Annotated in this window: 9 protein-coding genes; 8 read left to right on the plus strand and 1 reads right to left on the minus strand. The window is 54.3% G+C overall.

What is annotated here, in order from left to right:
* Positions 1–572 precede the first annotated feature (572 nt).
* The 6 genes from QWU43_RS06450 to QWU43_RS06475 all read left to right on the plus strand — a co-directional run bounded on the left by QWU43_RS06450 (position 573) and on the right by QWU43_RS06475 (position 10,229).
* Positions 573–1,532: a class C sortase gene (locus QWU43_RS06450; protein WP_370917422.1), complete on the plus strand. Its 960-nt coding sequence runs from the start codon at positions 573–575 to the stop codon at positions 1,530–1,532.
* Positions 1,529–2,341: a pilin N-terminal domain-containing protein gene (locus QWU43_RS06455; RefSeq protein WP_370917423.1), complete on the plus strand. Its 813-nt coding sequence runs from the start codon at positions 1,529–1,531 to the stop codon at positions 2,339–2,341. Before QWU43_RS06450 ends, QWU43_RS06455 begins: the two co-directional genes overlap by 4 nt.
* 75 nt (positions 2,342–2,416) lie before the next feature.
* Positions 2,417–6,793 carry a hypothetical protein gene (locus tag QWU43_RS06460; RefSeq protein ID WP_370917424.1) on the plus strand — a complete coding sequence of 1,459 codons (4,377 nt, stop codon included), beginning with the start codon at positions 2,417–2,419 and terminating at the stop codon, positions 6,791–6,793.
* Entirely contained in the window at positions 6,765–7,286 is a 522-nt protein-coding gene (locus QWU43_RS06465) for a SpaA isopeptide-forming pilin-related protein (protein WP_370917425.1), read from the plus strand. Before QWU43_RS06460 ends, QWU43_RS06465 begins: the two co-directional genes overlap by 29 nt.
* Before the next feature lie 140 nt (positions 7,287–7,426).
* Positions 7,427–9,184, plus strand: coding sequence for a SpaH/EbpB family LPXTG-anchored major pilin (locus QWU43_RS06470; RefSeq protein WP_370917426.1), 1,758 nt, complete (start codon positions 7,427–7,429; stop codon positions 9,182–9,184).
* A gap of 94 nt (positions 9,185–9,278) precedes the next feature.
* Entirely contained in the window at positions 9,279–10,229 is a 951-nt protein-coding gene (locus QWU43_RS06475) for a class C sortase (protein WP_370917427.1), read from the plus strand.
* A gap of 136 nt (positions 10,230–10,365) precedes the next feature.
* On the opposite strand, the gene QWU43_RS06480 is transcribed toward QWU43_RS06475, so the two are convergent.
* Positions 10,366–10,959, minus strand: coding sequence for an RNA polymerase sigma factor (locus QWU43_RS06480; RefSeq protein ID WP_370917428.1), 594 nt, complete (start codon positions 10,957–10,959; stop codon positions 10,366–10,368).
* Positions 10,960–11,187: 228 nt separating this feature from the next.
* On the opposite strand from QWU43_RS06480, the gene QWU43_RS06485 reads away from it, so the two are divergent.
* Both QWU43_RS06485 and QWU43_RS06490 read left to right on the plus strand, forming a co-directional pair.
* Complete coding sequence (locus QWU43_RS06485; RefSeq protein ID WP_370914690.1) at positions 11,188–12,750, plus strand: catalase; 1,563 nt, start codon at positions 11,188–11,190, stop codon at positions 12,748–12,750.
* 118 nt (positions 12,751–12,868) lie between these two features.
* Positions 12,869–13,444 (plus strand): DM13 domain-containing protein, encoded by a 576-nt coding sequence (locus QWU43_RS06490; RefSeq protein ID WP_370917429.1) that lies wholly within the window; start codon positions 12,869–12,871, stop codon positions 13,442–13,444.
* The last annotated feature ends 23 nt before the right edge of the window (positions 13,445–13,467 follow it).

The raw sequence follows: 13,467 nt of genomic DNA on the forward strand, positions 1-13,467 counted from the left end.
CCCCCCCCCCCCCCCCCCCCCCCCCCCCCCCCCCCCCCCCCCCCCCCCCCCCCCCCCCCCCCCATATTATCAGTGCATGAGCGGCACTTGACATGCAGAAACGCTGTCAACCGCAATGTCCAGAAAAACGAATACACCTTATTGGTGGTGAATTAGGTAACACATCGCACCAAATCTGCGATGTCGTCTTAGAGTCAGGATCGAGTACCTAGAAACTACGAGAAACACCTAATGGATGATTGCGATGGTTGACGTACATCTGCTGCTTTATGGGCTTCAAGTTCGGGACTCTTGCTATGCTGTGCCGTCGCGGCAGCTCCGGCTGCTGGAAAATGTCTACGGACCAGCGGTTATGTGGTGAATGTGGTGCAGGTGGAGTGGATGCCTTGGCAAATATCCATGTGGACATGCCTGTTCGGATAGTCGTGATAAACGGGAAGTTGCATCTGTTGTACATGGCGACCGTGGGCAAACCTGGGAAGAATCCCTGATACACTGAATGAAAAATAATGGTCTTCCCATTAGGTGAATTTTATTCTGGGTATGCATTAGATAGTTTATAAGGAGTTTTTATGGGTCGACACTCCGTTGGCACGCTGCCGCAGAGGCAGTCAGCCCCGGACGTGCCATCGCGAGAGGTTGCACGCAAGGGTAGAGGGCATTCCTTGCTCGTGCCGTTGGCACTGTTGATTATCGGGCTGTGCGTGCTGCTCTACCCCGTTGTTGCGACTCAGCTCAGCAATCTCCATCAGCGAGAGGTGGCCGAACAGTATTCCCAGTTGCTTCAGCAGAAACCCGAAGGGGAGCTCACTGAGCAGCTCATGCTTGCCGAGGAATACAACAGAAGCAGCGTCTCAGGAACGCTCCGCGATCCTTGGCGGGATGCTGAAGGTAACGGAGGACAAGAATATGACGCATATATGAAAATGCTGAGCATCGGTGATGTGGACAGTCCGATGTCGCAGATCGTTATTCCCGCTGCGGGGGTTAACCTGCCGATCTATCACGGGACCGGGCACAGCTCGCTGGACAGAGGCGTTGGGCACCTCTGGGGTACCTCGTTGCCGGTGGGTGGGCCAGGGACACACTCTGTACTAACCGGTCATACCGGGTTGACCAGGGCCACCATGTTCGACAATTTGACGGAGATGAAGGAAGGCAGCGTTTTTTACCTGAATACCTTCGGCAGGAAGATGAAATACCAGGTGGATGACATCTCGGTGGTGAAACCGGATGAGGTTGACTCGCTTGCTGTTGTACCGGGAGAAGACCTCGTCACCCTCATCACGTGCACTCCATACGGGATCAACGATCATCGTCTTCTTGTCCGGGGATTCCGGGTTCCCATGGATCCCGCAGAAGAAGTGGAGGCCTACTCAACGCCGCCGCTGGAATGGCAGTGGTGGATGAAAGCGATACTCGCATTCGTCGGTTGCTGTCTATTACTGCTCCTTGCCCTGTTTATTCGAGCGGCTGTCCGACGGATGAGGCACAGTAGCGGCCGACAACAGACGAAAGAACCGAAATCATGAAGAACCACTCCACCTACATGGGGGACCAGATGAAACGTATAACGAAATTAGTGGCCGCAGGACTCCTGAGCACGGCCCTGGTGGCCCCCGGTGGAATGATCGTGGCCCAGGCGAGAACCATCACTGGTGAGGTAGCGGACCTGACTATTGAGTCCATTGATGCCGGGCAAAAAGCCGGACTCAAGATTCTGACTCCGGACGCGGCAACCGCACCCCTCGCAGGAGTCACCTACATCGTGGAGCGGATTGACGGAATCGATCTCACCACGAAAGAAGGATGGGACCGTGCCGTCGCCCTGACGGAGAATCAGGCGCGGACCGCATCAAAATCCCACACGTTTACTGCCGTCACAGACGGCAACGGCCTCGCCACTTTCGAGGAACTACCGGTTGGTGTCTACTTCATCACCGAGGAATTGCCGAGTGATGCCCCCCGAAATCACCGCAAATCAAAACCGATGATCCTCACCCTACCGGTGGGGGATCCCGACACCGGAGCCTGGCAATATGAGGTGAAACTCACCGCGAAAGGGCAACCTGGATCGGAACCCACCGGGAGTTCCGGAACGGGAACCTTGATCGTACCGATACCGGTGCCGGTGCCGGTACCACCAGGAAAGACGTCGGAAAACCCGCCGCCCCCGGATACTCCGGTTGAGCCTCCCGTAATCAAGAAGGGCCCTCCGAAAAAAGGGATACCGGGACTTCCCGACACCGGTGCCAGTGTGTTCGGGGTCATCGGGATAGGGCTCGTACTCATGGTTCTAGGCATCTTCCTACTTCGATACCGGCGGAAAGATAAGAAATGAACCAAAAACTGTACGACCACCAGTTTTTAAGGATGATTTAATAGTGAATAATAAGGAAATTGGTCAGTTTAAGGTATGAAAAATAAAGAATTGTCCGAAATTAAGACATCAAGTAATAAAAGCAGAGAGGTTGGAATGAAACCCTCCGATAAGTTTCCCCTATTTAGATCTTTTCATCTCGAGTTGAAGAGGATGCAATGCTTCATTGTATCCACGCTTTTGGTATTTTCGACAGCTATCGCTGTACTTGCGGTACCACCTGCTTCCGCTTACCTGCCAGCAGATCTTCCGGCAAACGCTCAAGGCGACCCGGAAATTAGTGCCGTACTTAATCACACCACCCCGGGCGACCAAGAGCCCCAGCCCGGAGGAAAATTCGAGTACAAAGGCGAGATCGTTTTCCGCAATGTCTTGAAACCTGCAAAAACCCAGATTGGTCACATAACGATCAATCAGGATCCATTTGCCCCCTTCGATACTGAGCCGGACCAGAATTCGCTGAACGTTTCCGGAGCATCGGTAACGGGATTTGAGAAGCTGGAGGACGATAGTTGGCGTTGGACTATTGGAGATATTACCGAGGAGACCACCGCTACCATCACTCTGCCTGCAACTGTAAAACAGGATTCACCTGAAGGGTGGACTGTCAATGCAAGTATCAAGGCTGAGCTGCAGGCGCTGCCCGAAGTTGCTCTCAACCCTGGACCTCAGAAGTTCGTACCTGACTCTGGCGAATGTTCGGGTACTGCATACTTTAGCCAGACGCTCAAGGGGGGTGCATGGCTGGTAGACGTTAAGTTCGCTGACGCTAACGGCAATGGTCTCGTCGGATTCGTCGGTGATAACGAAATCGTTGATGGCAGTACTAATCCCACGGCTAAGAATTCGATTGAGTTTGTTCTTCCTGATGGCTACACGGGTCCCTCCTCAGATGAACTTCTTGCGAAAGGGCGGTTCTTGTCAAGTGACGGGACAAAGCCGGTCTATGCTGAGTCTGAAAAAATATTGAACGAAAATCCTGACGCGAAATGGCTAGATTCTTATAGTTGGAACTATGATCCGGCAACATACACCGGTGATACCTGGCTGCCGGCCGGCACCACAATCAACGTCAAACGACATATTGTCTTTGGCAATTGCCTACCAGGTGGATTTGCGAGTGACTTCGACGCTAGTAGGCAATTTATTGTAAATATACAGATTGGTCGCCCAGCAGTTGACGTGAGCGAAGGTGCGGCAGATACTTTCACCTTACCGGGCGAACCTCCAGTGGTTAAAGCATGTGAGGATATTTATTATACGGAAAGTTCCGCATCCTTTGGAAAGTCACCCTTGAAAAATCCGACTCATTTTGGGCGTATATCAAACTACACTGAAGGTGACCTTGCGTTGGCCCGCGATCTCGGAGAAATTAAAGCGGAATACAATCAATTCAGGCGATATGATTGGGTTGCGGCGGAGACAGGAATGATAGCCGTCAGTTCGTATGATGACGGTGCGCTAAAATTAAGTGACAAAATCTTTTACAATGCGGGAAATCGTGATAATAACTTCAAAGCTAGTAGTTGGGATCTGTTATCCTACCGCTACGCTGATGGCGCGGTACCTGTGTCCGATGATTCGCGTTATACACTGTATGAGCTTTCTCAGCCATCGTCAGGGGCGAAAGCGGCACCCTCCGCGAACTCCGCATTTGACCAAAATGGGCGTCTGTGGTCATTTGAGTCCGGGGATACTAATGGCAGTCGCTTGTATTCTGTAGATATTGCGTCATATACCGGTGCGAATAGTGTGCGTTGGAATACGAATGGAAACCTTCCATTCGGGGGCAATAACGATCAAGTTACCGACCTGGTTTTTGACTCTGCCGGAAACATGATAATCAGTAAAGATAACCGGAATGGGACTTCGGATCTTTACCGCATTGATGCCGCGCAACTAGCGAATCCGGGTATCGATTCTACCTCCGAACTATCGTATGAGCTTGTTGGTACAGTTGATCGAAAGATATGGGGTCTTGCATGGGGGTCTGACGGTAAGCTTTATCTGGGTAACGGAGCGGGAAGAAGCCTTTATCGTGCGACACTTTCGGCTGATTCTTCAGGTGGTGTTAGTACCGGGCAAGGGACGATTAACGCTGAAAAAGTTTCAGGAAATTTCGCTGCTGTTTCTATTCACCACGACAATGCTTCCTGCAACTTTGGCCCGAACCCCACGCCCGGGGGAAGTGGCCCGAAGTTCAAGGTTCAGAAATCTGCTATTGATCCAGTGACTGGTGCAGTGGTCCCGGCTGGTCAAGCGAGTCCGAACAAGGTCAAGTTCGGTGCGGATAAGACGGCTGATGTAGAGTTCCTCGTCACCGTTGCCAATACAGGTTCTTCGGAGGGCGTACCTCCCACGATTCAAGATTCATTTACGGCACCGAGCGGATTCACCATCCGCGATGTAACCGTCGATGGTGAAACTCAGGGCGCGAACGGTAATTTCACACTGACTAGCGGATCACTCAAGCCCGCCCCGGAAAAAGGATCATCGCGCAGTTTCCGGATCCAGGTCAAACTATCGTTTGACAAGTACCAGGATGTTTCCTGGTCGGATGTGAGGGAATGTGCATCCGGTACTCCCTTGCCTTCCGACAAAGGCCTTTTCAATAGCGTCGATATGGTTGATGATGCCGACGGCACTGATAACAACAGAGCCTGTATCCCGGTTACCGAACCGAAAACTGCGACCTTGACCTTGAAAAAGAAGATCGTGAATGTTAATGATCGCGAAATTGGTGATGTCGAATCAGATGCAGTTCGGGATAATTTCTTACTAATCGCGGGCGCTAATGCTCCTTCCGCTGGAACCTATGAGGGTACTTCGTTGGTCAAGGGACATACTGGAGTCTCGGAAACTGTCCTGGCTGCTGAGGGGGAAGGTTTGATTTATTCGCTATCTGAGTTTCCTGACTACGACGATCCCGATACTGCAAAGAAGGCTTCACAATATCAACAGTATAAAAAATGGTCCTGTCTCGATTCCGCGAACAAGGAACGCGTTTTAAGCGACTCGGAAAATGCGAACACGGTTGCTGTCAAACCGGGTGATAACATAACCTGTACGGTTAAAAACACGATCAATAGCGTCTATATCCTGAAGTTTGCTAATGGTGGCCGCTATAAGAATCCACATTCGGGTGCGAATGTGGAGCTTGATCCACAAACAGGAAAGGGTACGTTACGTTACACTATTCGCGTTCGTAGTGCTATGCCGGCCGGTCATCTTGCAAATAGTGGGCCCATTTTCGATCATTTTGTTCTGCCTGAAGGCCTTAAATGGGATCAAGACTGGAACGGGGGAAAAGCCAAAGTCTCAGTGGGCACTAAATATGCCGTATCTGACTCGACAAATCCAGACTATCCAGATCCCGTGGTCACCGGTCTGCGAACCGCGCTAACAGAGGATGAACTCGCTAGTGGGGTTCAAATAGTTGAAAATATCAGTAATGTTCGCAGGCACGGTAAACCTGATCCGGAAGCAGATGGTAGTCAGCCAGCTTTTTCCTATTATCTGAAAATTGATATCCCCGTTATTGCGGATATCACAAGGACGGAAAAAACAAATTCGGTTGGTGCTTCAATCGATTCCTCCGTATTTCACGATCATGAACAGGATCTTGGGCAATGTATCGAGGGCGTAAGTAAAGGACCTCTTGACAGCTATATTTTGTCGAAAGCTGAAAGAGATGCGGAGGATCCGAGTAGGAGTGAGGAACCCGGAGGTGGTGCGATCAATGGAGGTCGTATCCTCAACGAGGATCAAACGTCCACGGCTCACGCTGAACGTGATAACTACGCATGTATTCCGGTCACCCTCAAAAATCTGTGGGACGTTTCGAAGCTCGCTAAGACTAGTGAACCCGGGCAGTTCGATATCATCGGTAGTCCCGTTAAGGCGGATCAGGACGGAAAAGTTGTTGCTCAATACAAGATAAAGATTGAGAACAAGGGCTTTAAGCCCGGATATCACCCCGAAATCACTGACTCGCTGAAGTTCCACGGTGGCTTTGAAGTCGAGAGTATTGAAGTCAATAAATATGATGCTAGTTCGGAGGATGGGAAAGGGGCGAATGTAATCCCCACCCGACAGCTCTCGCCCAGGGAAGCTAATCCGGCGTTTACCATTCCGCAAGGTAGTGAATGGCTAAACAAGGGTGAAGCTCAAGAGTATTTAGTGACTGCAAGCGGCCGATTTAACCCGGCACCTGTCGGGGGTGGGTCTCCGGATCGTAGTAAAGCAGAAGTATGTGAGAATTCATCGTCTGCTAGTGGCTTTGAGCAAGGGTTGGCAAACTCCGTAAGCATCGATGCGCAGTTCGGTGATGATGGCTCGGATAATAATGCTTGTGTTCCCGTTGCCCCCCCCGGGTCGACCGGTCGTGATTCAGAAGTTCGATGGAGCGAATAACCCACTCTCGGGTGCCGAGTTTAAGATTTACCGATCTAAAACAGATGGCAGTGGTCCCTCGGATGAAGTTGCAGCGATTGTAACGGAGGATCTGTCAACTCCGGCAGTCAATGATTTCACGTCTGAAGAGTTAACTATCGGTGAAACTTATTGGCTTGTGGAAACGAAAGCTCCCTATTCGGAGAAGGCGGGTAAGGGGGCTGTCCAGCTTCTCGCAAAACCGCTCAAGTTCAAATTGACTTCCAGTGGTATTGAAGCTTACAATAAAGGCCAGGGAAATGCCGTCAGTCCAAATTCGGATAAAGAAATCGTGGTAGATGGCGGCACCTTCAAGATCAAAGGTGACGTAATCAACGTTCACGATAGTCGCACTGCGGAATTACCCAAAGCGGGTGGGCATGGCAACCTTCCACAGTTCTTGGTTGGGTTGATGATCCTCCTCTTGGGCGCTGCGTTCTTTACAATGCAGTCCGTTAGGGGGCGGCGAAGCTAATGGGCCCCGCTCCCTACGTCAATTGTTGGTCGAGATCTCCACCCCAAGTGTGGAGTTGACCCACCCATCTAAAACCACCATGCAATACCAACGGTTTTCCAATCAGCGGATACCGTTTCCCAACATAAAGGAGTGACTCAATGAGTCAAAACCGCAAGTTCACCAAAGTCATGATTGCCGGAATGTCGGTCGCCGGCATGTCCTTGCTGAGTGCAGGCCCCGGTATTCTTCTCGCAGCTCCGGCCTCTGCCGCGGACACCCAGAAGCCCCCGAAGATGCCTGCGACCGCAACTCTGAAGGTCAACAAGTTCACTGAGCCTGAAGATGGAGCCAACCGTCCGGCTAATAATGGTACCGAACAGACTCCGGATTCATCTGCGAAGCCGATCAAGGACGTCACCTTCACCATCAAAAAAGTTGATGGTGTCGACCTGACCACCAATGACGGTTGGCGTCGTGCAAATGCTCTGGTCGAGGAATGGAAAAATACCGAAAACAAGGCAAATGCCACTGGGATCACTATCGCGTCGGGTGACTACGCGGGTACTTATAATTTCGTTGACGTCAGCCCGAATGGTGCGGTTAATACCAACGCTGATGGTGTGGCGGAATTCCCTGATCTTCCGGCAGCTCTTTATGTCGTTTTTGAGTCGGTAACTCAAGAGGTAGTAGTCGCTGAGGGTACCGATGACGAGAAAACAGTTCCCGCAACTTCGGTGAACAAGGCAGAGCCTTTCATCGTCTCGGTCCCGCTGACGCACCCGACTGAACTGAACAAGTGGCTCGAGGTCGTGAACGTTTACCCGAAGAACGGTCTTTCGAGCATTACGAAGACCGTTGTTGATGCCGGTACCTCCACGGGTGTTACTTCGGGTAGCGTTGCTGGATCGCAGGGGAAATCCGAGGTCCGGTACTCCGTAAAGACCGAGATCCCGAAGGGGCGGAATATCAACCGCTACCAGATCATTGACCCGATCGATCACCGGTTGAACTATGATTCTGCTTTCTCGGACGACGCGCTCGTGCTCGTCGATAGCTCGGGTGCAGAGACGTCAATTGATCCGTCGAATTACAACATCGCCGTCCAGAGCGTTGATCCGGCGCCCACGGCCGGAAATACTGCCGCAGTTGGTCAGTATGTAACTGTGACATTCAACGAGACTGGTCGAGCGTTGCTCAACAGCAACAAGGGAAGCAGCGTCAAGTGGACCTTCGATGCGACATTGAAGAAGCCGGAATACGCCGGTCTCGATGATGCAGATAACAACACGGCGATCACGATTCCCAACCAGGCATACCTGGTTCCCAACGATGGGCTCCCGGCCTGGGATACTGACAGGGATACCGTTCCCGGCACTGATACTCCCCCCGGAACTCCCTCAACTGAGGTCGAGTCCAAGTACGGAACCCTTGTCATCGATAAGAAAGACAAGGAAGACAAGTCAGTCCTGCTTCCAGGTGCAGAGTTCGAGCTCTACACTTGTGATGCGTCGAAGACCATCATCGATCAGGTGTCGGTCAATGATAAGGATAAGTGGACTACCGATGACAACGGTCGGATCGTCATCAAGGGTATTCAACTGAATGACTTCAAAGACGGCAAGTCGATTGCGAATCCTACGGAACACTACTGCCTGAAGGAAACGAAGGCACCGGAGAAGGACGGAAAGACCTATGAGCTTCTTCCGGAACTTCTTCAATTCCAGTTGGTTCAGGCTGACCCCGACTTCAAGGAAAGCCTGGAAGTCCTGAACGTCCCGTCGAACAGTGGTTTCGACCTGCCGCTGACCGGTGGTAACGGCATCATCCCGATCATTGCCGTTGGTGGCCTGCTCGTCGCCGGTGCCGGCGCTTATGCAGCAAGCTCGGCACGTCGTGAGCGCAAGAACAACCAGTAACACCCCCTTGAAAAGCACTAGCCGCTCAAGGTAACGGCGATTCCCGCTCGGTTAATCCCGGGCGGGAATCGCTACATTCACTCTCAGGAGAAGCATGTCCACCGCAGTCGTCGAGCCCAGTCCAGCCCCGGACCAGGACCAGCAAGACAGTCATCCACGGTCCCGTAGGCAACGCTACGCGCCATTCGTCGCGCTCGCTGTCGCCCTCATCGGAATAGCCATCATGGTGTACCCCGTCTTCGCGACGCGGCACAATGATGTCCAGCACCAGATCAACGCAAACAAATTCACGGTGAGCGTGAACAACGCCGATCCCGCTGAACTGGAACGATCCCTCCAACAAGCTGACGCCTACAACTCTGATCTCTCCCAGGGACTGATCCTCGACCCGTTCCTGGAAGACCTCGTCCCCGACACGGCGGAATACCAGCATTATCTGGAACAACTTGCCGTCACCGATGCGATGGCGGTCGTGAAAGTTCCGAGCGCCGAGATAAACCTGCCCGTCTATCACGGCACGAGCGATGAAGTACTCAAGAATGGCGTCGGACACCTCTTCGGGTCATCCCTACCCGTCGGTGGCCCTGGTACGCACTCCGTGATGACCGGACACACGGCACTCCCCAATGCGACACTCTTCGACCACCTCTCGGATGTCAAAGAAGGCGACGCCATTTACCTCAACACCCTCGGGCGCGAACTGAAATATGTGGTCAAGGAGATTACCGTTGTCGAACCCTCAGAGATCGACAGCCTCAACCGCGTACCCGGCCGAGATCTGGTCACCTTGATCACCTGCACCCCCTACGGGATTAACAGTCACCGACTCCTCGTCACAGGTGAACGCGTACCACTCGACCCCGCAGACGAAGCGATCATCAAGCGTGAAGAACCCGTCAAAGCATCCTGGACCTGGTGGATGATCTCGATCCTCGTTATCGGGATTGCCGCTCTCATCGGGGTCGGTGGACTCATCATCCGGCTGATTATCCTCTCTCGCCGCGCTGAAAGCGCAGCGTCGAAAGGTAGACACCATGCGCGATGAGGCAAACCTCTGACTCATCAGCGGTAGGACTTCTCCACGAAACGGGCCCCGGACAGTGAACCGGGGCCCGTTTCCTGTTCCAACTCACGTCGATGCCTGCAGGCCACATACCCTGATAACCCCGGCCTGACTCGGTCTACCCGGATAACGGGTTCCCTTCCCTCCCCGTGGCCCTGCCGTCTTTCGTTGCGGCCACGATATCCGCCCGCGCCCGCGCCACCCGGGATCGGATCGTCCCCGTCCGGACCCCAGCGATCCGAGCGGCCTCCTCATAGGTATAGCCGAGTACCTGCGTCAAAATCAGGGCCTCCCGACGATCCTCCGGAAGGGCGTCGATCAACATGCGGGCGTCGACCCACTCCGCCCACGAATCCGATGTAGCCGACGATGCTGCTGCATCCTCATACTCCACCACCGATTTCCGTGGGCGTGCCATGTCGTGGCGAATATTGTCCACCCAGACTCTGCGTGCCAGTGACAGTATCCATGTCCGGGCTGATGATCGTGCGGCGAACCGTGGGAGAGCGCTCATCACGCGGAGGTACGTTTCCTGGGTCAGATCATCCGCGATATCACGGTCGCCGAGATGTGCCAATAGGCGCCATACATCGCCCTGCGTGGCGGCGACGAACTCTGCGAGGGCGTCACGGTCGCCCCGTCCAGCTTTGAGGGCCAGTGCGGTGACGCGCGCATCAACCTGTGCCCGCTCGCTCTCACCAGGTGACTTCACCTCAAGAAATATACCAGCGTGACCGGGGGTCCGGGGTTGCGAGATGGTTTGTTCCTGCGCCTCTTGGGTAGGGGGTGGGCGGTGTATCCGTCGAAAGTTGGTATTTTTTTGCGCCGCTGGCATCCCATGATTGAATGGCATAGACTTTGAGTCACCGGCAACCGATAAGTAAAACTTAGGGTTGCTTCACCTTTACCTCACCCAGCCCGTTCGAGGAGATTCACCTGCATGACCAATCAGAATAAAACCCCCCGCACTCCGAGCGTCGACGATATCGTCGCCGCCGGCCAGTGCCCTGTTGCCCACGGTTCCACCACCAGCCTTGCCGGAGCTCCGGTTCCGAGCGAGAACCACTCGGTCACCCAGGGGCAGCAGGGAAGCGTCGACCTGCGCGACTTCCACCTCATCGAGAAGCTCGCCCACTTCAACCGTGAGCGTGTCCCGGAGCGCGTCGTCCATGCCAAGGGGTCCGGTGCGTTCGGTGAACTGACCGTCACCGAGGACGTATCTAAGTACACCTGCGCCGCACTGTTCCAGCCGGGCACCGTCACCCCGATGCTCGCGCGTTTTTCCACCGTTGCCGGTGAGCAGGGTTCCGCTGACACGTTGCGTGACGTGCGCGGTTTCTCCCTGAAGTTCTACACCACTGAGGGTAACTACGATCTCGTCGGTAACAACACCCCGATCTTCTTCATCCGTGACGGCATCAAGTTCCCGGATTTCATCCATTCGCAGAAGCGTATGCCCGGCACCGGTCTCCAGGACTGGAACATGCGGTGGGATTTCTGGTCCCGTACCCCCGAGTCCTCCCACCAGGTGACCTACCTCCTCGGTGATCGCGGTATCCCGAAGAGCTTCCGGCACATGGACGGATTTGGCTCACACACCTACCAGTGGGTCAATGAAGCGGGCGAGCGCTTCTGGGTCAAGTACCATTTCAAGACCCGTCAGGGCTGGGAGACCCTCACTGACGCGGAGGCCGCTGAGGTCGTGGCAGCGAATCCCGACGCTGACCGCCAGGACCTCTACGAGGCCATCGAGCGCGGCGACTTCCCCACCTGGGATGTCAAGGTGCAGATCATGCCCGTCGACGAGGCGGAAGGCTACCGCTACAACCCCTTCGACCTGACGAAGACCTGGTCGCAGAAGGATTACCCGCTGATCCACGTCGGTCACTTCACCCTGAACCGTAACCCGCGTAACTTCTTCGCGCAGGTTGAGCAGGCTACCTTCGCTCCGTCGAACCTGGTGCGCGGCATCGGTTTCTCTCCGGACAAGATGCTCATCGCCCGTGGTTTCGCTTACGCTGACGCCCACCGCTACCGCGTCGGGGCGAACAGTGAGCAGCTTCCGGTCAACCGCCCGGTCTGCCCGGTCAACAGCTACTCGCAGGATGGCTCGATGACCTACCAGTTCTCCGCCCCGGAGCAGCCGGTCTACACTCCGAACCAGACTCAGCGTGAGGGTGGTTATCTGGATGACGGTCAGACCTCTGGTTCCGGTGTTACCGTCGGTATCGCCGGTGACCTGGGTCTGTGGGACACCCATGGCACGGACTTCACTCGTGGTGCCTACGTGCAGCACGCCGAGGACGGTGACTTCGTCCAGGCCGGAATCCTTGTCCGTGAGGTTCTGGATGATGCGGCCCGTGAGCGTCTCGCCGGAAACATCGCGCGCACCATGGATGGCCTGACCAGTGAGGTCGAGAAGAACGTCTACCAGTACTGGACCAACGTTGACGAGTGGTTGGGGAACCGCGTCCGTGAGCTCCGCTCCGACGCTGCCAAGTAGTTAGTTTCACACCACCCAAAGCCCCACGGACACTGTTCGTGGGGCTTTGTCGTGTCCTTCGGAGAATAAGAGCTTCACATGTGGGAATGTGGACGCGTCATCTAGTGTTGAATGGAATATGCCCACGCAGAAGAACAATCCCAGAAAGTCCATCTATATTGCAGTGGTCGCTGCGATCCTGATCATCGTTATCGGTGTCGTACTCGCGCTCACGCAGCCGTGGCGGGCCTTCACCTCATCCACCGTCGACGAAGCTTTCCCTTCGGTAGCCCCCGTATCTGACTCTGGTAAAGAGCCGCCGATACACAATCCTGAAGCCACCGTAGGTAGTGATGAAACCGTAGCTCCTGTGGCGCCCATCGAAATCAAGGGAGGACAGTTCATCTCTCTCGACCATGACACCTCCGGTACCGCATTCATCGCTGAGCTACCTGACGGTTCTCGCGTCCTTAGATTGGAGAACCTCGCCAGCCTCGACGGTCCGGACCTGAAGGTCGTACTCACATCTCAGACCGGAAACTATGCTGACCTCGACGCCTCCAGCTACACCAGTCTCGGTGCGCTCAAGGCGACCCACGGCAACCAGAACTACACCATCCCGCAGGATGTTGATCTTGCCGACGTCAACAGTGTGGTCATCTGGTGCGAACGCTTCACCTCCCCCTTCGGTGCAGCAGAACTCACCGCCTCCTGATTCTGCCCCCAACACGTGAACTC

Source organism: Corynebacterium sp. CCM 9204, assembly GCF_041357695.1.
Taxonomy (GTDB): Bacteria; Actinomycetota; Actinomycetes; order Mycobacteriales; family Mycobacteriaceae; genus Corynebacterium.

Bases quoted from the DNA above. Each gene is read 5' to 3' on its own strand.
- QWU43_RS06450 (WP_370917422.1), top strand. From the start codon at position 573: ATGGGTCGACACTCCGTTGGCACGCTGCCGCAGAGGCAGTCAGCCCCG.
- QWU43_RS06455 (WP_370917423.1), top strand. From the start codon at position 1,529: ATGAAGAACCACTCCACCTACATGGGGGACCAGATGAAACGTATAACG.
- QWU43_RS06460 (WP_370917424.1), top strand. From the start codon at position 2,417: ATGAAAAATAAAGAATTGTCCGAAATTAAGACATCAAGTAATAAAAGC.
- QWU43_RS06470 (WP_370917426.1), top strand. From the start codon at position 7,427: ATGAGTCAAAACCGCAAGTTCACCAAAGTCATGATTGCCGGAATGTCG.
- QWU43_RS06475 (WP_370917427.1), top strand. From the start codon at position 9,279: ATGTCCACCGCAGTCGTCGAGCCCAGTCCAGCCCCGGACCAGGACCAG.
- QWU43_RS06485 (WP_370914690.1), top strand. From the start codon at position 11,188: ATGACCAATCAGAATAAAACCCCCCGCACTCCGAGCGTCGACGATATC.
- QWU43_RS06490 (WP_370917429.1), top strand. From the start codon at position 12,869: ATGCCCACGCAGAAGAACAATCCCAGAAAGTCCATCTATATTGCAGTG.